This window comes from Cohnella yongneupensis (assembly GCF_042655785.1).
Lineage (GTDB): Bacteria > Bacillota > Bacilli > Paenibacillales > Paenibacillaceae > Cohnella > Cohnella yongneupensis.
The window spans coordinates 35,994-60,027 of record NZ_JBHSNC010000032.1 but is presented as its reverse complement, the minus strand read 5'-3'; the positions used below and the strand labels follow the sequence as shown (position 1 = coordinate 60,027).

Genomic DNA, 24,034 nt, shown 5'->3' with positions numbered 1-24,034 from the left:
TTTTCCCGTCAATTCGTGGACAACTAACACCGTCTAGTGCTGGACGAATTACGCTAGCTCTAACAACACTCCTTAGAAAATACTTAGTTATGACTATGCACGCTCAGCGCATTATTTTAATGAAAGTACTTTCAGTAGCCGATTGTTGACTCCGTGTTGACTTCGGCGTTCCTGAGCACAACATAAAGAAGTACATTGCCACAAAAGCAATGTACTTCGAATCACATACTATATGTTCGCTCAAGCCTTCTCCTCATCCCCGGTGGCAATTGGGTTGTCACTGTACGAAATCCAATCACTCCAGCTGTCGGTTTATGAAACATTTTAGTCCGTTGATAAATTCCTGTCTATGCAGGTATCATTGCCTCCAATTCTCTTCTACCACATGACTTGAAAAAGCTAGGAGCATTATATTCTCTCAATTTTATTTCTATTTCTTCTTTATCTACGATACTAACAAAAAAGATTTCATGACTCACCCTATGAGACTGTAGCTCGTTACTTAGTTTCCTTAGAAACTCAACATCCTTACATTTAATACTATCTGGATGTGCTTTGCATTCATATAATTTTGCATGGTAACCATTCCAGTCCCCGACGTCTACTGTATATCGGGTTCCACACGTATCTCCTGTAAAAGAACCACATTGATCATCACACTCGTAACCTACCTGATGTGCATCTGGACTAGATCCAATAAAAACAGAAGCACCCCAGCCGTAATTCGTGGGATCGTTTAACCGTCCACTCCCCCCGTGGCTCGCAATCAAAATGGCTTCAACGATTGCCCCTCTCAATTTCTTGATTTTATCTGTTGTTGTACACTTATTAAACGCTTCCCTCACCATAACAACTACCTTTTCAATACCACCGGCTCTTAAAAACCTGATTTCCCATCTGTTTAAGCCTTGTTCAAGATTACCGGAATTCCACCTGCTGGATTCATGAATGAGAGCAGTGAACGCGAAAAAATATTTCCTTTTAACTTTAAAATGATCAGCAATCTCCAGTATGTCAGTCTCAAAGTCCTGTCTGTAATCTAATTCACGAAATTTAATGTTAGGCAATCCATGTCACTCCCCAGACTCTTGATGATTGGCCAACAAGGTTTGGAGAATATCAATCGTGGGCATGGTGTAAATCGGAAGTTGCATCCTAGCAAGCGTATTTGCAATACATTCCCTTGCATATGGCAGCAAAAATGGAACAATCAGATCTTGCACAGATTCGGCAAATTGCTCTTTGTCGAATTCTTGGTCTTCTTGAATTCTACACATTCCTTGGTAAATGACATTCATACTAAATGGCCCATCTAACGTAACATTAAGAAAAATATCAATATCATTTTCAGTAACAGCCGAAAATTCATAATGATTACTGAGATTTACTGAGAGAGGCGGTGATTCGTCCTGTGTCTCTTTAAATGCGCATGATAACGAGAATAATCTAACATCTATTAATTGAGTACTATACCGCACTATTTCATAATTCTTCCATAATTCCGGCATTTGTTTCTCTCCCCTTATATAAAGTTCCAACGACTAATTCGACAACAAGGGAGATATTCCTTCATTTTCAAATAATAAACAAAAAGAAGACTGCATATTGTAGCAGCCTTCCTCTTTATTATAGTTAACTTATGCGCACGGCCTGATAGGTCTAGTAATTTCTTTGTCATCGTAGACAACGTCATATTGTGAATCTACTTTTGGCATCCATGTATTACGAGTAGCAAAAGCAACAGACGGCTCAAACGTTGAAAAAACCATTTTTACAAGAAATGACGAAAACTCATATTCCGCAATTTTTTTTACACGAGGGAATAGGCCCATAACTACTCTAATTAATAACGCGCGTATTTCGTTTGGTTCGTACACCATCTCGTCTTCTAACAAATAGTATTCATACTCGATTTCATTGATAATATTATTATCTCTGGATACAGAAGTGTATGTAATAGTTTCTTTAATTTCAATAAGCCCAGCATTTTCAAGCCAATCCAAAAACATTCTTCGACCTATATCTAATTCTTTAGTCTTTGTCACAGTGATTAACTCGCTTACATTATTAATCATTTCTAGATGAAAGTATTGAGTCAAGGCTTTAGCGTATAATGTTAATAAACTGTCCAAGCTCTTGTTGAAGAGAGTTTCTTGGTCATAATTAACGTCGACACCAAACCAAACCCGGATATTCATATCGAGAATCCTCCAAGTTCATGATTCTATATTTAGACCCTAGATCTCGAGTCCGATTTTTACCCGTTCAGAGAGAGATTAAACTTCACTATACAGAATTAAACAGTATATGGCAAGAAAATACTTGTTCTCATTTAAAGATCACTTTGTTATGTACTTAAAATATTAGTTACGACAACAGGAAGGAAACTCCTTCTTGTAACGAATAAATATTATGTTCCACAAAAAAATCTTTATATATAAGTATGACTGTCAGTATGCCCTTATTCCCACTTAAAATACATCATAGGACTAATCGCGACGATTGCCGCTCCTCAGCCTGCTCGTTGACTTGTTGTTGAATCAAATACCAAATATCTGTTGTTGTTGACTTGGGTCAGACGAACCTTCATTAATAACGCATTAGGCCGGGCGCATACCGTAAGTTGGTGGCTTTCCTGGTCCTTCTTTTGTATATACAGCGCATTATGAAGCATACGAGCGCATGTTTGGTTCAATCCACGCTGTAAATACTTTCAGGAAACGAGTGTTGACTCCGTGTTGATTTTGCACATTAAAAAATACATCGCCAGGGCATATAATCTGCATGGCGATGTATTCATCAAGTAAGTACTGTTATCCGTATTTCCGTTCCGCTTCGTCTCCAATTGCGATGGGGTTATCCACGTATGAAATCCAATCACTCCAACTACCCGCATAAAGCTTCACCTTACTAAATCCCGCTTCCTGCAAAGCTAGAACATTCGGCGTAGCCGTCACGCCAGACCCGCAATAGACGACTAGCGACTTGTCGCGAGGCAGATCAGCAAACCTTGCAGCCTGCCCCTCCGCGTCCTTCCACCCACCATTCTCACCAAGCGCATCTTTCCAGAAGCGATTAATCGCGCCCGGGATGTGGCCGGCGACCTTATCGATCGGCTCGACCTCGCCGCGGTAGCGCGGGGCTTCGCGGGAGTCGATCAGAACGACCGAACCGTCAGCGGCTGCCACGATCTCTTGCACTTCTTCCACTTCGACCAGCATGTTATGCTGCACCGAAGCCAGGAACGGCGCCGGAATTAGCACCTTTTGCTCCGCGTTTACGAGCAAGCCGGCAGCTTTCCAAGCCGAGAAGCCCTCGTCCATAACGAACACTTGCTCTTGCCCAAGATACTTGAGCAACCACCACAAGCGCGAAGCCATCGCTCCGCCTTGGTCGTCATAAGCTACGACGCGCGTGGCGTTACCGATGCCCGCGCGGCTTAACGTCGCCGTTAGCTCAGCGATATCCGGCAACGGATGACGGCCGCCGTGCTCTTCGATCGGCGCGGATAGGTCCTTCTCGAGATCGAGATACACCGCGCCCGGAATGTGCGACTCCTCGTAAGCTTCGCGTCCCGCATCCGGCTTGCCTAGTTGGAACCGGCAATCGACGATGACGATATCCGGCTCGTACAATCTTGCGAACAACCACTTCATAGGTACGACATTTTGCATGTAGGAGGCCCCCTCATCTATACTCATTCCCCTATTTTCTCATTAATTACGCCTTAATGCCACTTTGGTAAGCACTCACATTGCAACATATGAAGCGATTAGAAAGACTGCGAGAAATGTCGAATGAGCGTGAATTCCTAGCCTAATCTCGCCTATTTCACACCTAATTAAATATTCTGAATATTTACTCAATTAGGCGGATGGAGTATGCTTAAGCCAGTAAAACAAGCAACACCAACAACGCAATACACTCACACCAGAGAGGGGATAGCCCATTGAACTAAGCGAGGCAAAACGTGAACCACCCAGACGCTTGGCGGACACGCGGGTATCCGAAAGATGGCAGCTCTGCAAACCAACAACACGGGAGGACGAACAGGACAAGCGCCGGAAGAAAATGAAGAAAGTACGACACGAACGCTAAGCCAAACTCGAAAGGCGAGGATACGCGGATCATGAAGAAACGGAGTTGCTCAACAATTGAATACGAATGATTACGGTTAATAAGAGTTCCGGTTATCGTTGATAAGCGGGACTCTTATTTTTGTTTACGTTTTTTAGCGTATCTTTAGATACCATTACCCCATTATTTGTAAGATATTAATGTTTCCTCGTGTCGAAAAGAGAGTATGGCTGAAATCATACCAAGACATCGATGGGGGTAGCTGGGCTTTGAGAACAACAATGGGTTCCTATTTGCGCACGGTATTAACGGTCGCAATGATCGTGGTTTTAACGGTGGCAATGCCGATTAGCGTATTTGCAGACGGAGCGAACGGCGCATCGCCTAAGCTGACCGAGAAGTGGAAATCGATAAATTTGTACGGATACCCTCTCGCTATTCAAACCGACGGTTCCGTATGGACTTGGGGAGAAGAGGAGGGCAAGGAGCCTACGCCTCCGACGAAGCTGCTTCATATAGATGGAGCGGAGCAAATCGTCCGGGGGATCGATTCCATTATCCTGTTGAAACAAGACGGAACGGTATGGAAATCCGATGGATGGAGAACGCCGGACAACATCGCCGAAATGGTCGAGCAAACCTTCACGCGTGTAGACGGCTTGACGGACATCGCAAAATTAGCCGGTGAAGACGTAGCATTGAAGCGCGATGGCACGGTCTGGGTTTGGGGTAACTTCGGCAGCACCTACAGCAACATAGTTTCCGATTACTATACTCCGGCTAAGATTCAGGAGCTTTCGGATATCGTAGATCTAGCGAAGGGTTCCAATAACGTACTGGCTTTGAAAAAAGACGGCACGGTTTGGGCGTGGGGAAGGAATACCTACGGTCAACTTGGCGATGGCACGATATCATCGCTGGACTCCAGCCTGATGAATATCACCAAAAATCATGATCGTAAGACACCGGCACAAGTCCTAGGGCTGCCCCCGATCAAACAGGTCGCTTCGAATACCTATGGCTCCTATGCGCTGGACGTCAACGGAAACGTCTGGAAGTGGGGATCGGACTCCTACAACGCTCCGGACGAGCATCTTACCCCCTTTAAGGTTGAAGGACTTAACGGGGTTACGGCCGTAGCAGCAGGAGAAGATCACGTTGCGGCGCTTAAAAATGACGGCACCGTATGGACGTGGGGAAATAACGATTACGGTCAATTAGGGGATGGCACGCAAAATCATTATAATACAGGAAATGGGTTTGTTAAGGACAGAGACCGAATTGAGCCTCAGCAAGTGCAGGGCATCGGTCGCGTAACTTCATTGCAAGTGACGGGAAATACGAATGTCGTCTTTACGGCGGACGATCAAATTATGAGTTGGGGCATCAATCGGCTTTCTCCCGCACCCTTGACCGAGCTGACGAGCGGTCCGTTCGATGCCGGGAATATCGACTTGTCGGGCTTTATCGTCGAGGGGGCTAATCTTGAGCCGGCCTATAGTGCGGTGATCAACGATTATAAGCTTACGGCTACCGGCAAGACGTTCACGATTAAGAGTACCGCCGTCAATCCGAATGCTTCGATCGCCGTAGACGGGAAGCCGCTGCAAGGCGACAGCATGAGTATCCCGACGGCAGGCGCTAACTTGCATCCGATCGAGATTACGGTAACTTCTTCGGACGGGCAGCATAAGCGCTCTTTTACGCTTAATGTTCAATCAGGTACCGTTGCCGTAAAAGGTAAAATGATCGTCGTTAACGGCCGTTTGCTCGGCTCGACGGAAGAAGCGGTCACTAAAGACGGGGTACTCTATATCCCGGCCCCCTCGCTACTCGCGGCACTCGATTTGAATGGCAAAGCGTCGCTCGTGGCAGGTAGCCAACAGGCCTTGTTGAACGGAGAGACCGTTCAACTGCCGGCGGCGCCGCAATTGATCGGCTCCAAGCTTATGGTACCGTTAAAATCCGTACAAGCCTTAACCGGCGCAACTACTAGCACCGTCGTATACGGCGAGCCCGTCACGCGCACGGTTTCGGATAGCGAGAAGAAGCTGACGACCGCTTATCAGAACGCGGCAAGCGAATATAAGAAGCAAGCGGCCGCTTACGACAAAGCGAAGTCCGCCGTCAATTCCGTTATGGCGACGGTTCCTGCCTTCTATGTTTTCGGCGAGATCAAGGAAGACGACCCGCACGATGTCTGGGGCTATACGTACCCCGTCAACGTGTCCGGAGTAAGCGCTCCCGGCTTCCTAACCAAATCGTCGAACATCGTCATCAAGAATCCGGACAAAAGCAAATTGGCTTTCGGCCAATATGTCGGCGGCGTACATTATTACTTAGGCAAAACAACCGGAAAAGGGCTGTTCGGCCAAACGGTTCCGATTTATATTTTCGGGCCTCCGCCTGCTAATATCGCCAGTAAACTCAACGGGGTCAACGGCAAGCTGACGGCAGCCAAGAAGCAGTTGGATAAAGCGACGACATCCCTTTCGACGTCGAAAAACAACCTGCTGAAGGGCGTGCGCGGCGAATACGACAAACTAATCAAGAAATCGCCTTCGGCCGGCACCTACTTGCAGTATGCAATGGCGTTAGTGGATGCGGCCACCTTGCTGAACGACTCGAATCTGCTCAAAGAAGCTAAAGGGAAAGTAGACAAAGCCGTTAAGTACAACGAATATGCGGACATCTTCTACGCCGTTTACGCTTCGCGCCATATCGATCGCGAAGATCGAATTAATGGCTACGCTACGCTCGCGGATTCCGATCCGTACCTCTTACTAAGCGCGCTAACGACAGCGGAGCAATATTACGACGTCGGGGTTCTATTCAGTCAGAACGAAGATTCGAAGGACTTGGCGACTTACGCGTTGACGAAAGCGGCGAAGACGGGCAATGCGGATATTAAGAAAAAGGCTGAAGCGCAGCTTCAGAAAATCGGCAAATAAACAAAAACAACCGCGAGCGATCGCGGTTGTTTTTGTTTAGGTTTAATCCTCAAACTCGACGTTATGGTAAACCTGCTGGACGTCTTCCAAGTCCTCCAGCGCGTCGATCAATTTATCGAACTGGGCTTGTCCCTCTTCCGGAAGCGTTACGTTGGTCTGAGGCAGCATGACGATCTCCGCAGTCGTAAACTCGGTAACGCCCGCGCGCTTGAAAGCTTCCTGAACGGCATGGAATTGGTCCGGTGCCGCGTAGACGATGACCGCGTCGTCTTCCTCGAAAACATCGCGTACGTCCGCATCTGCCTCGATCAGCAGCTCCATAACTTCGTCGGCCGATTTGCCCGTTAGGCCGAATACGGCAGTTGAGTCGAACATGTACGCGACCGAACCGTTGACACCCATGCTTCCGCCGTTCTTATTGTACGCGGAGCGAACGTCGGATGCGGTACGATTAACGTTATTCGTAAGCGCGTCTACGATAATCATCGAGCCGTTCGGGCCGAAGCCTTCATAGCGAAGCTCGAAGTAAGTCTCATTCCCGCTGCCTTTAGCCTTCTCAAGGGCACGATCGATGATCGCTTTCGGAACATTGTATGTTTTCGCCCGTTCGAGAACGACTTTCAGCGCGCGGTTCGATTCCGGATCCGGTTCGCCCTTCTTGGCGGCTACATAGATTTCGACGCCAAACTTGGCGTAGATACGGCTCGTATTGGCATCCTTCGAAGCTTTTCTTTCTTTAATATTGTTCCACTTGCGTCCCATGATCTGATCTGCCTACTTTCCTGTTATCGAGTGAAGCCTTTCACCCTATATTCGATACTTTATTTTCTCATTAGTCGCGCATTTACGCCACCTGCTGCGCTTCCACTCTTCGCTTAGAAGGCTGCGCCAGCACCAACGCGACGATAATCACGATTAACATTATAGCCGCTAGAACGGCGAACAACCACCGCGTCGCATCCGCGCCGTGCTCGTCGAGGAACCAGCCCGTCAGCTTCGGCATAAGCGCTCCGCCGATCCCGCCGAATACCATCATAAGGCTCGTGATCTTCTCGGACATGCCTGGCACGGCCCGATTGACGAAGACGATTGCGACCGCGTACATCCCCGACATCGCAAGTCCGATGAAGAACGTCAGCACGAAAGTCCCCGTCACCTGCTCTACGCCGCCCATGAACGCGAATAGAACCGCGCACGACACGCACGTTACCATCATGTACGTCCCGTTGCCCCACCGATCCGCCGCATGACCGGATACTAACCGACCAAGCACCATTGCTCCCCAATATGCGCCAAGCGATAGGGACGCCGTGGACTCCGCTAGCCCATTGTTCTGCACGAGCAACGACGGCAAATAGTGAACGAAACTCATCTCGAAGCCGACGTACACCAAGAAGAACAGCGCGCCTCCGAATAAGATCGCGACGATTCGGCCGCGGCTTCTCGTGCTCCGCTCTTTGGCTGCGGCTTCTTCGGCATGCTGGCTAATCGGCTGATCCAGCACGGTTGGCCACCTTACAAGCCACATTACCAACGTCATTGCCGCCAGCACGCTGACGACCGCGAACCCCATAACCCAATGTCCTTCCGAGATGAACCACGCGCCCACGAACGGCATGAGCAACGCGCCGACGCCGAACGACACCTCGACCCGGCTCATCGCCACGTTCGCGTTAGCCCCGGCCGCACCGATGATGAACGAGGCGACGACCGCCTCCGTCGTACCGAATCCGAACCCTGCAAAAGGCCCCGCCGTCAGCATCAAAGCCCAAGGAGGCTGACTGACGTACACCGCTTCCGCAACCGTCATAATGACGAGCGCCGAGAGCAGCAGCTTCTTTTTACCTATTTTACCGATCAACCACGGGGTCAGCATAACGCCGAACATCCCGCCGAGGAATTGGTGCATAACGAGCTGTCCGCCAGCTCCGTAATTGATGCCATATGCGTGAACCATCGGCTCCATAACCGCGCCGACGACCAATTGGCCTAAGCCGACCACTATGAAAGTAATACAGGCCAAGAAGATAAGCCGAGTCATCCTAATCATTTCCCCTTCCGCCATGAAGCGATCCTATTGCGTCACCCCATCATACCACGGCCCGCATCCGCCCAACTATGCACCATTATGTCGTATCTCTATCCAATCCTGTATACTAGAAGAGCTTATTCCCCGGGGACGCCAGCGTCCCGAAAATAAGGAGAGATCCCGCGTGCATCAAGAGAACGATCCCCCTACGAATTCCGGAGCGAACGATTTACATATGCAATTGTGCAAAATGACCGAAGAAGAGGCGCAAGCCGTCAGCGAGTGGCGTTACCCTGCGCCATACGACGTCTACCGCTGGCCCGCCTGGGCGGACATGCTGCGGGAAGGCCGCGAGCTCGCCGACCCAGACATCCGCCGCGAGCAATATCTATCCGTCCGAGACGCCGAAGGCGTGCTCGTCGGGTACATCCAACTCTTCGCGCTCGATCGTGCGATTCGCCTTGGCGTCGGCTTACGCCCCGATCTATGCGACCGCGGTCTCGGCAAGCAACTCATCCAACTCGCGATTCAAGAAGCTACCCGCCGCAAACCGGGAGCGGAGATCGATCTCGAGGTCGAGCATTGGAACAAACGAGCGAATCGCGCCTACGAGAAGGCCGGATTCGTCATCACCGACTACTATTCGCGGAGAGCGACGCACGGCATCGTTAATATTTACTGCATGGTATGGAAGCCAACGAAGCAGGCATAACCGCCAATCCCGCGTCATAAATGTATAGTGGCCAACCAGAATCTGCTGGATAGCGTTAGGAAGTGTAGCCCTATCAGGGTGTTAATCCAACCCCGTAAAGGAGGCAGTTCCGCAAAGTGAAGGCGCTAAATCTAGTCAGCTTGATTGTCACGATTCTCGGCGGTCTCAATTGGTTATCGGTCGGTCTGTTTAAGTACGATGTCGTCAGCGAAATTTTCGACGGCACGGAAGAGACGGGGGCGCGGATCGTCTACACCGTCGTCGGCGTCGCGGCGATTTTGTCGCTCGCAGCGCTAGCCAAGATTGCCAAAGAAGACTAAAGGGGCACGAAGAAGCCGCCGGGGGATCCCCCCGGCGGCTTTCTAATGGTTTATAGTTGTGGCAGAAACCGGCGAGCTTAGGTGGATAAGCGGCTTTTCCGCTCATCTCCTCGGTTTCGCAGTATTGCCGCGCGCCAGTCCTAGACCGGCAAAGGAACCGTCGTGCCCGCGAACTGCGCTCCGTGCAGACGCGCGTACGCGCCTCCCGCGACGATCAGCTCCTCGTGCGTGCCGTCTTCCTCGATGCCCTCTTCCGTCACGACGATAATGCGATCCGCATGGCGGATCGTCGCCAAGCGATGCGCGATAATAAGCGTCGTCCGGTTGTGCGACAGCTCTTCCAGCGCTTGCTGGATGAGCGATTCCGTCTCGGTGTCGAGCGCCGACGTGGCTTCGTCCAAGATCAGGATCGGCGGGTTCTTCAAGAAAATCCGCGCGATCGACAACCGCTGCCGTTGCCCGCCGGACAGCTTCAGTCCGCGTTCGCCGATGAACGTATCGAGCCCTTCCGGCAACGCCTTAAGCATTTGCTCCAGGCTCGCTTTGCGCGCGGCATCCCAAATTTCCTCTTCCGTGGAACCTAACCGTCCGTAGACGATATTTTCGCGAATCGTGCCGTTGAACAAGAAGACGTCCTGCTGCACGATCCCGATCTGGCTGCGCAACGAATGCTGCGTCATATGCCGAATGTCGATGCCGTCGATCGTTATCGAGCCGTCATCGATCTCATAAAATCGCGGAATCAAGCTGCACAACGTCGATTTCCCCGCCCCGGACGGACCGACTAGCGCCACCGTCTCGCCCGCTCGCACCCGCAGGTCGACACCCTTGAGCACGTGCGAATGATTTTCGTACCCGAACGTCACCCGCTCGAACGCGATATCCCCTCTAAGGCGCGACGCCACGATCGCATCCGGCGCATCCTTCACGTCCGGCTCCGTATCCATCAGCTCGCAATAACGGGCAAAGCCCGCCATTCCTCTCGGGTACAGCTCCAATAACGCATTGATTTTCTCGATCGGCTTAAGAAAAATATTCACGTACAGCAAGAAGCCGACCAGAGCGCCGTAACTCAGCTTGCCCTGGTACGCGAACCACGCGCCGAACACGAGTACGACGACCGTGATGAACCGCGTCAGCATGTAGATGCTCGCCGAAGTGAACGAAATCGTAAAATACGACCGCAGCTTCGCCAGACGGAACCCGCGATTTTGCTCGGTGAAGCGCCCCAGCTCGAAGCTTTCGTTGCCGAACGACTTCACGACGCGAATGCCCGAGATGCTGTCTTCGACGCGCGCGTTCACTTCGGCGATCTGCACGAACATTTGTGTAGCCGCGTTATTCAGCTTCTGGTTAAAGTAGACGATAATCCACGCCAGGAACGGCACGACGATGAACGTAATGAGCGCGAGCTCCCAGTTCACCATGAACATGATGCCGAACACGCCGACCAGCGTCATCAGCGCGATGAACAAATCCTCCGGCCCGTGATGCGCCATCTCCCCGAGATCGAACAGATCGTTCGTCATGCGGCTCATGATCTGCCCCGTCTTCGTATTGTCGAAGAACCGGAACGATAGCTTCTGCACGTGCTCGTACAGCTTCCGGCGCATGTCCGTCTCGATGTTGATGCCGAGCATATGACCCCAATAGCTCACGACGAATTGCAAGCCCATGCTAAGCAAATAGAGGGCGAGCAACGACGCGCACACCCAAGTCACCTTGCCCCATTCGCCTGTCGGCAGCAACGTGTCGATCATCCATCGGACGCCCATCGGAAACGCAAGCTCGAGCAAAGCCACGACGATCGCGCAGCTGAAATCGAGCATGAATAACTTCTTGTACGGCTTATAAAAGGTTAAAAAACGACGAATCATTGCGTATGCCTCCGTGCATAAAACAATCGTTAAGATTGGCGGATACGCGCCCTGCCCTCAGGCCGGCGAACCCGCTTTATTGATCGTAAGCTTTTGCGGAGCGGATGTCTAGAAGCGTTAGACCCCCCGAGTGCCATGTCGTCAGCCGCAGCGTCACTTTCCGGAAGTCGATGGAGATGAACGGGTGATGCACCTGTGCCTCCGCGATATCCGCCACTTTGTTCACGAACGCGATAGCTTCCGGGAACGTCGGGAACATGTATCTCCTCGCGATCCACTTGCCGTCCTCTTCGACTTTCCACCCCGGCAAATCCAGCAGCGCCTCCTGCAGCTCCGACTCGCTTAATAGCTCGTGCTTGGCCATCGTTAACACTCCTTCAATGATTAAGTATTTTCCCGATCAGCCTACTTCGTCCCCGACGGATACTCCAATTCGCTGGCGATAGCCATAAGCTCTTCCTTCGTGCGTCCTTGATCCTGGCTCACGACCGTATATTGAAGCTTATGCTCCTCCTCTTCCCATACGACAGCCTGGAAAACGCCGTTGCGGACATAGGAAGCATCATACTGTCCGATGGAGACCCGCTCTTGCAGCGTGTCCTCGTTGGGGAACGTAAAGAACTGCTGCGTCAGGCCGTACTTGTTCCTGAACCAGCCGACTGCATCGTCATTATTAAAGCTGAGCACTCTGAGCGTGAACAAATCCGCGCCATTGACATAGTGAAGCTGGACGCCGTCGATGTCCTTCGATTTAACGAGACTCTTATCGATTCGACGTTGTTCCTTGATGGCCTCGGCTTTCAAAGCGGATTGTTCCGGTTCCGTTAAATCGTCGTACCCGTAAGCCACTTCAGCAAAAACCAACCGGTAGCTTGTCGGCATTTTAAATTCCGGAAAAACCTTCCTTAGATCATCTAAAGTGGCCGGCCACGAGGAATAATCGTAGTTAATGAGCAATGCCGCCTCGTTAACCTTCTCCGATAGCTTGGGATCGTAAAATCTCCATCCGCCGGTCGAGGTTGGAATCCCTTCGAAATCTTTCGGTTCCCCGACGAATAGCCTGTGCTGGATCTGACCTTTGCTATTTCGCAAATCCATATAGTGAAAATAAGTAGTCGCTGCGTAAGTGAATCCGCTCAAGATGACCAGCGCCATAGCGAAAATCGCGATCCGCACTGTCCATGTTAACTGACGATAGCGGCCGATCAAGCTGATCTTATTGGCTTCGGCGCGCACTTTGCGGAGCACCTTGTCTTTCAAATACTCGGGCGGCCGGATGGAATGTCCCTTGAGCACAATCGCTTCTCTTACTTCGTTCTCAATATCCATGCATCCTTCACGTCCTTCCCGGGCGACAGGTTCCAGATCGCCTGTTTTTTGCGCAGCTTTTCCAAGCCTGCGTTCAATCTTGATTTCACCGTGCCGGTGGGAATGCCGAGTAAGTCAGCCACTTCCGCATGCGTATAGCCGTTCAAATAATGAAGAATGAGCACCGTCTTATATTTGAGAGGAAGCGCATTGATCTGATGGAGCAGAAGCTCGTTCGCCACGTTATCGACGACGGTTCCCGCGAAATCCGCCTCCTCCGCGCTCTCGAATCGCTTGGCTTTGTCCAACAGACGGGTCAGCTTCCAATGCTTTCGCTTGTAGTCGCTCACCTGGCGAACTACGATTCCGTTCAACCATTTATCGAAAGGGCGCGCACGGTCGTAGGTATGGAAAAAACGGAACAGCTGCGTATACACGTTCTGCACGATATCGTCCGCCTCCGCCTTGCGCCCGATGAGGAAGTAGACCAGTTTGTACACCTTCAATATGGTCAAATCGTAGATGGACTCGAAGGCGTTCGGATCCCCGTCCAAGTGACGCCCGATCCAGTGCTGTACGTCGTCCTGATCTTGCGCTTGTTCTTGCATATCGCACCCCCTCTTATAGCTAACATTAGCAAATTATTGGAAGAGCGTTCGATTTATTTTGGGTATGGGGACAGCAAAAAACCACAACCGGGTTAGGTTGTGGTCGTTAAGGGAATTGTCTCGACTCGCTCCAACGTTCCATACTTGCGTCGATATCGCTCCAACAATCGAATCCACGAAGGCGCGAACACCGTCAAGAAGAACACGTTGGCCGTCGCATGGATAATCTCGAACGGCATGCCGAGCACGTACTTGGCGATGACCGCGTCCCACGAGTGCGTCTGCATCCATTGATCGAGCGCGAGCGTCAAGTTCATAATCCAGCCGAAAAGAAAGCCCCACGCAAGCCCGAACAACGCGAGCGGAATCCGTTTGCGGCGCCATTCGCTGCGGTGTGCGAACAGTCCCGCCGTATAGCCGGCCATGCCCCAGGCGAACATCTGCCACGGCGTCCAAGGTCCTTGACCGAGGAAGAAGTTCGACACCAGTCCGACGGTGGCGCCGACCATCCAGCCCGCTTCCGCGCCGAACACGACGCCGGAGATGATGACGATGAACGTAACCGGCGTGAAGCCCGGAAGCAGCGCGGCGAACGGGATTCGGCTCACCGTCGCGACCGCTGCCATGACCGCGATCAGCATTAGCTCGCGGGCTTTGCGTTCCCGGCGCTCGAAGCGCAGGGCGAACGGAATCATCGACAGCAGCACGAGCACTAGGCCGATGAGCAGCGAATTGCCCCGCTCTAGCGCCATGTAGGCTAGAGCGATGTAGGCCGCGGCGATCGACGCGATGAGTAGCTTCGCGGATAGCCGCTTGGAGCGGCGGGTTGGTGATGGCGGTGTCGATGCTGCAATGCGGCCGCCATGGGATGCCGGTGTCGATGTTGGTAGCGGTATCGATGGCGGAGTTGTCGTTTCATGTTGCCCAATTGGTGATGTCGGTGACAGTTGCGGTGACGGTTGCGGTGTTGATATCGACGTCGGTGTCGTCATCGTTGCGTAGCCACCTCCCTATGCGCATGGCCATCCGCCATCAGGCGATGGAGCGGCGGCGCGTAGAACACGTTGCCTTCGAAGAACGGCTCCGGCTGACCGTCCGCGACGATCTCGCCGTGGAACAGCAGCGCGCAGCGATTCGCGTAAGCCGCGGCGAATTCCACGTCGTGCGTCGCCATGAGCAGCGTCGTGCCTTGGCGGTGGATGCTTTGTAGATGCGAGCCGAGCGTCGCTTTCACGTAAGGGTCGAGCCCCTTCGTCGGCTCGTCGAGTAGCAGCAGCTGCGGCTTGCCCAGCAGCGTCATCGCCAGCGCGCCGAGCTGCTGCTCGCCGCCGCTCAAGTCGTGCGGATGGCGGCTTAGCAGATCGCCGAGACCGAAGCGGTCCGCGATGTCGCGTGCTTCCCGGTCTGCGTTCGCCGCACCGGCGCGGGCAGCTGCCGCCGTCAAGTCGGCGAGCAAACTCTCGTGCGCGTAGTGCAGCAGCGGATTTTGGGCCAAATAGCCGATAGCGGCGAACTTGGCTTTCGATTTCATGCGGGCGAGCGGCGTGCCGTCCAGCCGCACGTTACCCCGTAGCGGCTCGCGCAGTCCGGCGAGCAGCTGGAGCAGCGTCGACTTGCCGCTGCCGTTGCCGCCGAACAGCGCGACCCAGTCGCCGCGAGCGACGCGCCAGTCCAATCCCCGCAGCACCGCCGGGGATCGCTTGTCGTAGGCGAAGAAGAGCTGGTCGGCGGCAAGTAGCGGAACGCTGCCATTGCCACCACCGCTAGTCTCCCGCGACGGCGCGCTATCCCCTTCGCTCAGGCGAGGCTCCCGCGACGCACCCGCCCGTGGCAGACTCCCCGCCTGCGCCAGCCAAGCGCGCGCTTCCTTTACCGTAAGCGGCGGCTCCGCGATCGCCGCCTCTCGCGCCAGCGCCCACCGCGTAACCGACGGCAGCGCCGCGTCCCAATGCGCGTCCCGCCGCTGCCACGCTTCGCGCGCAAATGCCCGCGGCTCGCCGTTGAACACGATCCGCCCCTTCTCCATGCGAACGACCCGATCCGCCAGCGGCAACAAGTCGTCTATACGATGCTCGCTCATAATAACCGTAATGCCCCACTCGTCGTTCAGCCGCTTGATCATCCCGAGCAGCTCCCGCGCCGCGAGCGGATCGAGCTGCGCCAGCGGCTCGTCGAGCAGCAACACTCGCGGCTGCAGCATAATCGCCGCCGCCAAGTTCACGAGCTGCTTCTGCCCGCCGGACAGCTCATCCGTGCGCCGGTCCAGCAGCGGCTCGAGGCCGAAGAAGCCGGCCATCTCCGCCAATCTGCGACGCATAGCGCCCTGCGGCACTCCGAAATTCTCCATGCCGAACGCCAGCTCATGCTCCACCGTATCGACAACGAGCTGATTGTCCGGCTGTTGCATGACAAGCCCGATCTGCGCGGCAAGCTCCCGCGCCGGCCAATCCTGCAGCGGCACGCCGTCCAGGACGATCGCACCGCTCATGCGGCCTCCCGGCGACACTTCCCGCTTTAGCAGCCGAAGCAACGTCGACTTGCCGCTGCCGGACGGACCGCACAGCACGACGAACTCACCGCGCCCCACGCCCAACGTCACGGCGGAGAGCGCAGAACTAGCCGCATCCGGATAAGCGAAAGTTACTTGTTCGAGGCCAAGATGCGCCATGTTCTGCGGTCCCTCCATTCCAAGCCTAGCGGCAGTAATATAAATCCGATATAACTAGCCATTGCCACGATATCTCCCGCACCTAACCGGAAGCTCCCGAGCTTAGGGTAAATGTTCATCGTGCCGTTCCCGCTTCCCCAAGCCGCAATAACGATGCCCGCGCAGATAGCCAAACCGCCTAGCGTCCAGCCATCCCGCGCGCGAAAACGATAGCCCAAGTACGAGCTGCGCGGCCCCGTTCCGTACCCTCTCGCCTGCATCGAGTCCGCCGTCTGAAGCGCATCCTCCAGTGTCCACGCAAGCAGCGTGCCGACGATTCTCGCGCCATTCCTAGCCCGCGTCGCCAGCGATCCCTCCAGCACCGTCATGCCGCGCGTTCGCTGAATAAGCATCAGCTCGCTCATACGTCTGCGAAGCCGCGGAACTAAGCCGGTCGCCATCATAGTGACGAGAGCTGCCTTCGGCGATACTTTCGTGAACAGAAATAGGAACTTCTGCTCCGTCATGACGAGCCGGTACGAGACGAACAGCGTCAATACGAACAATATCGACAACGCCAGCGTCATACCGTAGACGACCGACTCTAGCGTCAACGGCATATCCCCGATGTACGTGATAACCGTTCTCCCGCGATGGGACAGAATCGGATTGGTCACCATAATGAGCACGAACCCGGTGATCATCGGGATGCTCCATCGCCGCCATTCCCGCCCGCTGTCCAAGTGCACATTGACGACGATTGCGGCTATCCAAGCCACCGCGAGCAACACCGGATGAAACAGCAACATGCCGAAGGTTATCCCTCCGGCATAGTAGACGAGCAGTACGATAGGATGTAACGATCGGAATCCGAAGCCCTCGCTCATGGCGCCGACCCCTCTCCGGATGCGGCAAGCTCATCGCTCTCGACGTAGAGCCACTCGAGCCGGTCTCCCGACTTAAGCTCGTACGAACCCGCTCCGATATCCGGCACGGCGCCGTTCACGCGGAACTTCCACCCGCTCGTCGGACCGTTGTCGAATTCGTATAAACCGTCGATTCCTTCTATATAAGTCATCGCGCCGCTGCCGCGAATTTCGTACGCAAGCCGATGCGCTTTAGCGACCCGCTTCAGCACGGACGAGGCGGTATCCCCATCCTTCAGGGTCACCTGCTCCGCGTCGACGATCGTACCCCATTCTTCATTCCCGATAATCGAAAAGGTTACTTCCTCTACGACCGGCGTTGCCGAATCCGAAGCCGCAGGCTTCTCAGCCCCGGCCTTCCCGCCAGCCGACCCAACATCCGACGGCGCAACAGCACTTGGCAATGCCGATTCCTCAGCTCCCTTAACCATCTCGCCAGTAGCATCTGATTCTACCTCTTGCGAAGAGTCAGGGGACGCAACGGGCGAGTTCCCCGATTCGGCGGATGACCCGGCAGCCTCTTCGCTCGCAACCGGTGCAATTTGCGATTCCACACTAGCCGACACCACAGGCTGCTTACCTGCATTGTTCGCGTTGACGCCCGAGCAACCTGCTAACACCGCCATCGCAACCAGCAATGCGACAACGCAACGTAGCAACGCCCCCATTTTCCTCCCCATTGCTCCCCCTCCTCTCTCCAAAGTCCTCATCTATACTTACGCTGCTTATTTCACGCGATTCGCGATAACGATGCGGGATGCGATGACCGCAGCCTCTTCGCGCGTCAGCACTGCCTTAGGCGAGAAGCTTCCCGCATTAGCCGTCATCCAGCCGTTCGCAATTACCGCTTGTACCGAGTCGACAGCTCCGGCACTCACTTGCTTGGCATCCTTCAGCGCAACGGTTCCATCCGCCTTCAATTTAAGCGCGCGCGTCAGCAAGACCGCCGCTTGCTCTCTCGTCAGCGTCGCGTCCGGCGCGAACTTCGTCTTCGACACGCCGCTCGCAAGCCCCGCTTTCACCGCTGCCGCGACATCCCCGGCGTACCATGCCTTCGCCGGCACATCGGTGAACGCCGTAGCTCCGGCTTCCGCCTTCAGACCAAGCGTGCGAACTAGCGCGGACACGAACTCAGCGCGCGTAACCGCCTGCTTCGGCTTGAAGCTTGCATCCGCCGAATCGCCAATGCCACGCATGACGCCCGATGCCCTGGCAATGCGAACGCCGGACTGCGCCCATTGCGCAACGTTCTTTTCGTCCACGTAATGACCGGTTACCGCTAGCGGCGCTACCGCGCGCACGACGTTAGGCGCAGCGTCCTTCGCATAACCCGTAGCTTGAATCGCGTACAGGCCTTCCTTTAAGCCCTTGAACGTTGCCTTGCCTTTAGCGTCTGTTACCGCCGTACTCGTCCCCACCGTGACAGTCACGCCCGCAAGCGGCTGCCCAAGGGGTTGCGTTGTATCATAACCATTAGTCCAACTCCAAGGGAAGTTCGTCACCTTGACGGCGAAATCTTGCCCCGGCAGCGGTTGCGAAGGGTTAATCGCAATCGGCTCCGCCAGCTTTGTCGCATCCCCGCCGTAATATACAAGAATTTCGTCGCCGTCCTCGAGCATAAACGCGTCAACGCCCACCGTAGGGTAAACCCACCAACCGTCCCTATGGACCGCGTAATACCAACCGTCATAGCCGCCGTACTTTGCTCCGGCTACACCGGCGATCGAGTCGATATATTTGCCGAAGCTTAACGTCTTCACGTCGTATTGAACCCCGGCCGCTTTAAGCATCGTTTCCACGGCTTCCAGCGCCGTTCCGCCTTTGGCCGAGCCGGATGCGATCGCTCCGGCGTCGCCTTCCACGCGAACGCTAACCCGCATCTCGTAGGCATCTACTTGAATTTTGGACTCCCATGCCAAGTAAGTCGGCGCTTTGCCGCTCGCATATCCGGTCACGGATGTGGTCAACTCGCCTTGCGCCTTCAAAGTGAACGTCGTGACGCCGTTATCGCCCGTTACGGCAACTTGGTCGCCGATCTTTACGGTCGCCTTAGCGGCCGGACCGACGATAACTTTGCCGGTGTCCCAATCGTACGTTTCCTTGTCTACTCGGACGGTTACCGGCTGGTTCTCGCGCGGCTTAACCGGATCTATCGTCACCGAATGAATGAGCTGCGTGCCGATATCTCCGTAATAGACGTACATTTGATCGCCGGCTTTAAGCTGGAACGTTCCCATGCCTTCGACGATGGTGACCCAAGCGCCGTCGCGCTTCACCGCGAACTGCCAGCCATCGTATCCGCCGAGGCTCGCGTTCTCGACGCCCCCGACCATTGTTGGATACGGTCCGAATTGCGGGTGCCTAGTAATCGTATATGGCGTACCGCTAGATTTTACTACGTTTACGAGAGCCTCAAGCGCCGTCTTGCCGTTCACCGATCCGCTTGCGATCGTGCCGCTTAACCCGTTGACGACGACCGACGCTTTGCCGGTAGCTCCTAGCCCTGCATACAAACCGGGCAGTCCATCCTGCCAGCGATCTACCGCCGTCAACCCGAGCAGCGCATAGAACGTCGACATCGCGTCGGCTTTGCCGTCTACCGCGTGCGCGAACCGTCCGTCCGCTTGGCGGAATTCCAGCAGCCGAGCCAGCGCCGACACGCCGTTCTTTTGGAATCTCGTATCCTTAATAGGATCGATGCCGAGAGAAGTCAGCGCAACCAACACTTGTACCGAGCTCTCGCTCGATTCCGTCGGATTGCCGAAGCCGCCCGTCGAACGCTGTGCCGCGGACAACCACGTCAACGCCGCATCGACAATGCCGCGCACGTCCGCGCGATCTTGATAAGGCGCGAGCGCCGTAAGCACGATTCCCGTAACGTCTACGTCGCTCTTGCCCGGAGCTAGCGACCATCCGCCGTCGGCGTTCCGATTGTCCACCAACCACTTGATCAGCTTATCCCGCGTCCAAGTCGCGCCGGCTCCCGGCTCGTAACCCGTCGCATCTAGCGCGATCAGCGCGTAAGCGGGCGCGTTCGGCCCTTGCGCCGTCATTTTCTCGAAATTCGCGATTTTCGCGGGCAGGTTGCTATGCCCCTCGCCGATGCTCGTCGCATCGCCGCCGCTCGCGTTAACCGCCAGCGCGACGCGCGCGAAGTCGGTCACGAGACGAAGGCTTCCGTCCGTAACGCTCTGCTCCGCCACCTTCATGTATCGGTCCGCGATCGGTTTGCCCGAACGCGCGAGTCCGAAAGCGATCCAGTCGTTGGCCGGCTCCGACGGTTTCCCCAGCAAGCCTTGCAGTTGGCCGAGCGCTTCCGTTACTTGCGCCCGCGTCGGCGCGACGCCAGCCGCTTCTTCCGCATGCGCGCTTCCCGCAAAAGCCCCCAACGCACCTTGCAGCAAGACGACCAATGCCAATACGGAGCTCAGCAACGCCCGCATGAACCTCGAACCTATGAACCTATTCTTTTCCCCTGATACTCCCGCTATCAAACCGATCTCCCCCTCGACTCATTGCCCTCCCGGGCACCTGCATCAAGTGAATGTTCAGCTTCCCCATTCGTATGAACAACAAAAAAACATCCCCCAAAGACCGAGGGATGTTTGCGTGATGGCACACACTTCGAATCGCGCCGATGCGCGAACGGCAGACGGTTAGCCCGTAACGGATACGGATCCTCTGCCTAGTGCTTCGCTGACGCTCGCCCAACTCTAACCTGCCGCGCGATCGCAGCGAATGCCGCCACACCTCCCCTATTCCTCGTAGGTTATCGGGTGTTTGTCGAAAACAGGTAGGTTTCCTGGCTCCTGGATCATCGCTTGCCGGGCCTTCCCACCCGCGTCTGACGACGCGCGCAGTGGCTAATCCGGTTCGCTCCCCATGGACAGTGGCGGGACCGCGTCGGTTTTGCACCGAACTTCTCTATTAAGCTCTTGCGAGCACCTGTTTTCCGCCGAATTCACTTGTGTAGCCATCTTATCACGCGATGTGGGCACTGTCCATATGCCGCGGTCCTAGTAATGTCCGACGAATAAATTCCGAATAACTGCGAAAATCCTGTTTAACCTCTAAAGCTTTGCGCACGGAATGTCGATAAACCTATTAACGTGTCGCTTCAGCTTGCACGTGCTCATCTCGTCTTCAATTAATCCTTACATATACTGGGGTGTACCATGAAAAATTCAACAATTATAGGATTATCTGTCGGCTTAGTGGCTCTGCTGTTCGGGATGTACCTCAAGGGGGCGCCGTTAGTCAGCCTGATCAACAATCCGGCGGCGTACATTATTATTTTCGTCGGAACAGCCGCATCCATTTTCGTGGCTTTCCCTATGCAAGACCTTAAGAAGATTCCGAAGCTGTTCAAGATTACGTTCTCGGAGCCTGTACTGCTTCCGCGCGAGCAACTCATCTACATGTTCATGGAATGGGCGACCATTACTCGCCGCGAAGGCTTGCTGGCGCTTGAAGCCCGCGTCGAGGAAATCGAAGACCATTTCCTTAAGGGCGGCATGCGGATGATCATTGACGGCAACGACCAGGACTTCGTTAGAGATGTCCTTCTCGAGGATATTTCCGCAACCGAGGATCGTCACCGTTCCGGCGCGCTAATTTTCGCTCAAGCCGGTATGTACGCGCCCACGCTCGGGGTACTCGGCGCCGTTATCGGTCTGATCGCGGCATTGCAGAACCTCGACAACATGGAATTGCTCGCGCACGCCGTTGCCGCCGCGTTCATCGCTACGTTGCTCGGTATTTTCAGCGGATACGTCCTGTGGCATCCGATCGCGAACAAGCTGAAGCGCTTGTCCAAGCGCGAAGTCGATCTGAAGCTCATGATGGTCGAAGGTCTTCTCTCCATTCAATCCGGCGTATCGACGATCGCCATTCAACAGAAGCTCCTAGTCTTCCTAACTCCTACGGAGCGTCGGGTGTTCAACGAGAAGGAGGACGAGCGCGGTGAGCAGAAAACGGCATGAACCCCACGAGGAACATCCGGACGAATCCTGGCTACTGCCTTATTCCGACTTAATGACGTTGTTGCTCGCCCTGTTCATCGTGCTCTATTCGGTAAGCTCGGTGAACACGTCCAAGCTTGAAGAGTTAAGCAAAGCGTTCAAGACCGCCTTCAGCAACGGCGTTGGGGTTCTGGACAACGCATCGGTATTGGACGAAGACAACCGGGTTCGCCGAACAGAAGAGAATAGCACGCGTAAAGACAACGGCAAAACCCGCGAGAAGCTTCAGCAAGAAGAACAGCAGAATCTCGAGCAGCTGAAGCAGCAGCTCGACAAATACATTCAAGCGAACGGCTTGTCGTCTCAACTCGAGACGCAGCTGAACCAATCGCAATTGCTCATTACGATCCGCGACAACGCCCTGTTCGCATCGGCAAGCGCCGACGTGAAGCCGGAAGCGCAGAAGCTGGCATCCGCGATCGCGCAAATGCTAGAAGGCTATCCCGACTACGAGATTCAAGTGGCCGGACATACCGACAATCAGCCGATCAACACGAAGGAATTCCCGTCTAACTGGGAGCTTAGCACGAAGCGCGCCACGAACTTCATGAAAATTTTGCTCGAGGACGCGAAGTTCGACCCAAGCCGCTTCAGCGCTACGGGTTACAGCGAGTTCCGTCCGCTCGAATCGAACAATTCGGTGGAAGGCCGCTCGAAAAATCGCCGCGTAGAAGTGTCCATCTTGCGGAAGTACATCGAGCAAGATTCAACGGGCAGCAACGAGGTTTCCGTTCAAGTGGCGGACGCTTCGCAATAACGACGAATAAAGCCTTCAACCCACGTCCGCCGTGGATTGAAGGCTTTTCTTTATGCGCCGTATAACGATTAATCCAAATTTACCGTCGTCTTGCCCGACAATTCGATCGAGCGCTTCACGAGCATCGCCATCGCGTCGATACAATAAGGCCGCGTCTCCTCGCTCAGCGGAATGCAGCTAAGCTCCGTGCAAGCGATAATGATGCATTGGCATTCGCTCTCGTCAACCAGCTTGCGGATGATCGCTTCGAGCTTCTCCGGGCTGATGTCGTTGTCCCGCTTCACGTCTTCGTAAATAATACGCATGATTTCGGCTTGTATCGTATCGTCGATCTCATGATAGCGCATCTGGTTCCGCGCGCAAGCGTCGCGGTAGATGCCGCTGCGCAGCGTGCCGGTCGTCGCCAAGATGCCCACTTTGCTCCCCGCTTCGTAGCGGCGCGCGATCTCTTGCAGCGTCTCGTCCACCATGTTGATGATGTTGATGCCGGTCATCGCTTGCATGTCATTATAAAAATAGTGCGAGGTATTGCACGGGATTGCGATATTCGACACGCCCGCGTACTCCAACAGCCGAATGTCTTTCTCCACCGCGTTCAAGAAGCGATCGCCTTCTCCGGAGAGAATAACCGTCGTTCGGTCCGGCAGCGACGCATGGTTCAAGATGACCATGTCGATATGGTCTTGATCGCGTTCCACGGCCGTATGGTCGACTAACATATCCAAGAAAACGGCGGTAGCCTTCGACCCCATGCCGCCAATAATGCCTAATCGTTTCTGTTCCATAGCTTAACCTACTTTT

The 24,034-nt window shown here is 54.3% G+C and carries 21 protein-coding genes and 1 riboswitch; of the genes, 5 read left to right on the top strand and 16 right to left on the bottom strand.

What is annotated here, in order from left to right; genetic code table 11:
- Nucleotides 1-347: 347 nt before the first annotated feature.
- From ACFPQ4_RS10995 to ACFPQ4_RS10980, 4 genes are all read right to left on the bottom strand, one after another.
- Entirely contained in the window at nt 348-1,067 is a 720-nt protein-coding gene (locus tag ACFPQ4_RS10995; protein ID WP_378111906.1) for a hypothetical protein, read from the bottom strand.
- Between the two features lie 6 nt (nt 1,068-1,073).
- Entirely contained in the window at nt 1,074-1,508 is a 435-nt protein-coding gene (locus tag ACFPQ4_RS10990) for a hypothetical protein (RefSeq protein ID WP_378111905.1), read from the bottom strand.
- Nucleotides 1,509-1,637: 129 nt separating this feature from the next.
- The gene (locus tag ACFPQ4_RS10985; protein WP_378111904.1) at nt 1,638-2,198 is read right to left on the bottom strand and encodes a hypothetical protein; all 561 of its coding nucleotides are present in this window, start codon (nt 2,196-2,198) and stop codon (nt 1,638-1,640) included.
- A 615-nt stretch (nt 2,199-2,813) separates the two neighbouring features.
- Entirely contained in the window at nt 2,814-3,674 is an 861-nt protein-coding gene (locus ACFPQ4_RS10980; protein ID WP_378111903.1) for a sulfurtransferase, read from the bottom strand.
- 672 nt (nt 3,675-4,346) lie between these two features.
- On the opposite strand from ACFPQ4_RS10980, the gene ACFPQ4_RS10975 reads away from it, so the two are divergent.
- A complete protein-coding gene (locus ACFPQ4_RS10975) occupies nt 4,347-7,028 on the top strand; it encodes an RCC1 domain-containing protein (RefSeq protein ID WP_378111902.1) in 2,682 nt (893 codons plus the stop codon).
- Between the two features lie 42 nt (nt 7,029-7,070).
- On the opposite strand, the gene ACFPQ4_RS10970 is transcribed toward ACFPQ4_RS10975, so the two are convergent.
- Together ACFPQ4_RS10970 and ACFPQ4_RS10965 are read right to left on the bottom strand one after the other, a co-directional pair.
- Entirely contained in the window at nt 7,071-7,790 is a 720-nt protein-coding gene (locus ACFPQ4_RS10970) for a YebC/PmpR family DNA-binding transcriptional regulator (RefSeq protein ID WP_378111901.1), read from the bottom strand.
- Nucleotides 7,791-7,872: 82 nt separating this feature from the next.
- Nucleotides 7,873-9,069 (bottom strand): MFS transporter, encoded by a 1,197-nt coding sequence (locus ACFPQ4_RS10965; RefSeq protein ID WP_378111900.1) that lies wholly within the window; start codon nt 9,067-9,069, stop codon nt 7,873-7,875.
- Between the two features lie 172 nt (nt 9,070-9,241).
- Between ACFPQ4_RS10965 and ACFPQ4_RS10960 the strand changes: the two genes are divergently transcribed.
- Entirely contained in the window at nt 9,242-9,769 is a 528-nt protein-coding gene (locus ACFPQ4_RS10960) for a GNAT family N-acetyltransferase (protein WP_378111899.1), read from the top strand.
- A gap of 116 nt (nt 9,770-9,885) precedes the next feature.
- Nucleotides 9,886-10,089 (top strand): DUF378 domain-containing protein, encoded by a 204-nt coding sequence (locus ACFPQ4_RS10955; protein WP_378111898.1) that lies wholly within the window; start codon nt 9,886-9,888, stop codon nt 10,087-10,089.
- A gap of 140 nt (nt 10,090-10,229) precedes the next feature.
- On the opposite strand, the gene ACFPQ4_RS10950 is transcribed toward ACFPQ4_RS10955, so the two are convergent.
- From ACFPQ4_RS10950 to ACFPQ4_RS10910, 9 genes are all read right to left on the bottom strand, one after another.
- On the bottom strand, nt 10,230-11,966 hold the full coding sequence (locus ACFPQ4_RS10950) for an ABC transporter ATP-binding protein (RefSeq protein WP_378111897.1): 1,737 nt from the start codon (nt 11,964-11,966) through the stop codon (nt 10,230-10,232).
- Nucleotides 11,967-12,042: 76 nt separating this feature from the next.
- On the bottom strand, nt 12,043-12,330 hold the full coding sequence (locus ACFPQ4_RS10945) for a 4a-hydroxytetrahydrobiopterin dehydratase (RefSeq protein ID WP_378111896.1): 288 nt from the start codon (nt 12,328-12,330) through the stop codon (nt 12,043-12,045).
- A 41-nt stretch (nt 12,331-12,371) separates the two neighbouring features.
- A complete protein-coding gene (locus ACFPQ4_RS10940; RefSeq protein ID WP_378111895.1) occupies nt 12,372-13,295 on the bottom strand; it encodes a hypothetical protein in 924 nt (307 codons plus the stop codon).
- Nucleotides 13,274-13,882, bottom strand: a complete 609-nt coding sequence (locus ACFPQ4_RS10935) for a sigma-70 family RNA polymerase sigma factor (RefSeq protein ID WP_378111894.1) — start codon at nt 13,880-13,882, stop codon at nt 13,274-13,276. The genes ACFPQ4_RS10940 and ACFPQ4_RS10935 overlap by 22 nt, the downstream gene beginning before the upstream one ends.
- Nucleotides 13,883-13,974: 92 nt before the next feature.
- Nucleotides 13,975-14,874, bottom strand: a complete 900-nt coding sequence (locus tag ACFPQ4_RS10930) for an ECF transporter S component (protein WP_378111892.1) — start codon at nt 14,872-14,874, stop codon at nt 13,975-13,977.
- Nucleotides 14,871-16,550 carry an ABC transporter ATP-binding protein gene (locus tag ACFPQ4_RS10925; protein ID WP_378111891.1) on the bottom strand — a complete coding sequence of 560 codons (1,680 nt, stop codon included), beginning with the start codon at nt 16,548-16,550 and terminating at the stop codon, nt 14,871-14,873. The genes ACFPQ4_RS10930 and ACFPQ4_RS10925 overlap by 4 nt, the downstream gene beginning before the upstream one ends.
- Entirely contained in the window at nt 16,523-17,416 is an 894-nt protein-coding gene (locus ACFPQ4_RS10920; RefSeq protein WP_378111890.1) for an energy-coupling factor transporter transmembrane component T, read from the bottom strand. Before ACFPQ4_RS10920 ends, ACFPQ4_RS10925 begins: the two co-directional genes overlap by 28 nt.
- Complete coding sequence (locus tag ACFPQ4_RS10915; RefSeq protein WP_378111889.1) at nt 17,413-18,135, bottom strand: DUF4430 domain-containing protein; 723 nt, start codon at nt 18,133-18,135, stop codon at nt 17,413-17,415. Before ACFPQ4_RS10915 ends, ACFPQ4_RS10920 begins: the two co-directional genes overlap by 4 nt.
- Nucleotides 18,136-18,180: 45 nt before the next feature.
- Complete coding sequence (locus ACFPQ4_RS10910; RefSeq protein ID WP_378111888.1) at nt 18,181-20,898, bottom strand: S-layer homology domain-containing protein; 2,718 nt, start codon at nt 20,896-20,898, stop codon at nt 18,181-18,183.
- Nucleotides 20,899-21,230: 332 nt separating this feature from the next.
- A riboswitch (cobalamin riboswitch) is annotated at nt 21,231-21,419 on the bottom strand.
- A gap of 211 nt (nt 21,420-21,630) precedes the next feature.
- Between ACFPQ4_RS10910 and motA the strand changes: the two genes are divergently transcribed.
- Nucleotides 21,631-22,437, top strand: coding sequence for a flagellar motor stator protein MotA (gene motA / locus ACFPQ4_RS10905; RefSeq protein WP_378111887.1), 807 nt, complete (start codon nt 21,631-21,633; stop codon nt 22,435-22,437).
- On the top strand, nt 22,418-23,233 hold the full coding sequence (locus tag ACFPQ4_RS10900) for a flagellar motor protein MotB (protein ID WP_378111886.1): 816 nt from the start codon (nt 22,418-22,420) through the stop codon (nt 23,231-23,233). Before motA ends, ACFPQ4_RS10900 begins: the two co-directional genes overlap by 20 nt.
- 68 nt (nt 23,234-23,301) lie before the next feature.
- Here ACFPQ4_RS10900 and ACFPQ4_RS10895 read toward each other — a convergent pair whose 3' ends face one another.
- Entirely contained in the window at nt 23,302-24,018 is a 717-nt protein-coding gene (locus tag ACFPQ4_RS10895) for an aspartate/glutamate racemase family protein (protein WP_378111885.1), read from the bottom strand.
- Nucleotides 24,019-24,034: the final 16 nt, after the last annotated feature.

Excerpts from the sequence above, each read along its gene's own strand:
- motA (WP_378111887.1), top strand. The coding sequence starts at position 21,631 with ATGAAAAATTCAACAATTATAGGATTATCTGTCGGCTTAGTGGCTCTG.
- ACFPQ4_RS10985 (WP_378111904.1), bottom strand. The coding sequence starts at position 2,198 with ATGAATATCCGGGTTTGGTTTGGTGTCGACGTTAATTATGACCAAGAA.
- ACFPQ4_RS10925 (WP_378111891.1), bottom strand. The coding sequence starts at position 16,550 with ATGGCGCATCTTGGCCTCGAACAAGTAACTTTCGCTTATCCGGATGCG.
- ACFPQ4_RS10980 (WP_378111903.1), bottom strand. The coding sequence starts at position 3,674 with ATGCAAAATGTCGTACCTATGAAGTGGTTGTTCGCAAGATTGTACGAG.
- ACFPQ4_RS10945 (WP_378111896.1), bottom strand. The coding sequence starts at position 12,330 with ATGGCCAAGCACGAGCTATTAAGCGAGTCGGAGCTGCAGGAGGCGCTG.
- ACFPQ4_RS10990 (WP_378111905.1), bottom strand. The coding sequence starts at position 1,508 with ATGCCGGAATTATGGAAGAATTATGAAATAGTGCGGTATAGTACTCAA.
- ACFPQ4_RS10895 (WP_378111885.1), bottom strand. The coding sequence starts at position 24,018 with ATGGAACAGAAACGATTAGGCATTATTGGCGGCATGGGGTCGAAGGCT.
- ACFPQ4_RS10940 (WP_378111895.1), bottom strand. The coding sequence starts at position 13,295 with ATGGATATTGAGAACGAAGTAAGAGAAGCGATTGTGCTCAAGGGACAT.
- ACFPQ4_RS10965 (WP_378111900.1), bottom strand. The coding sequence starts at position 9,069 with ATGACTCGGCTTATCTTCTTGGCCTGTATTACTTTCATAGTGGTCGGC.
- ACFPQ4_RS10915 (WP_378111889.1), bottom strand. The coding sequence starts at position 18,135 with ATGGGGAGGAAAATGGGGGCGTTGCTACGTTGCGTTGTCGCATTGCTG.
- ACFPQ4_RS10950 (WP_378111897.1), bottom strand. The coding sequence starts at position 11,966 with ATGATTCGTCGTTTTTTAACCTTTTATAAGCCGTACAAGAAGTTATTC.
- ACFPQ4_RS10930 (WP_378111892.1), bottom strand. The coding sequence starts at position 14,874 with ATGACGACACCGACGTCGATATCAACACCGCAACCGTCACCGCAACTG.
- ACFPQ4_RS10920 (WP_378111890.1), bottom strand. The coding sequence starts at position 17,416 with ATGAGCGAGGGCTTCGGATTCCGATCGTTACATCCTATCGTACTGCTC.
- ACFPQ4_RS10970 (WP_378111901.1), bottom strand. The coding sequence starts at position 7,790 with ATGGGACGCAAGTGGAACAATATTAAAGAAAGAAAAGCTTCGAAGGAT.
- ACFPQ4_RS10935 (WP_378111894.1), bottom strand. The coding sequence starts at position 13,882 with ATGCAAGAACAAGCGCAAGATCAGGACGACGTACAGCACTGGATCGGG.
- ACFPQ4_RS10910 (WP_378111888.1), bottom strand. The coding sequence starts at position 20,898 with ATGCGGGCGTTGCTGAGCTCCGTATTGGCATTGGTCGTCTTGCTGCAA.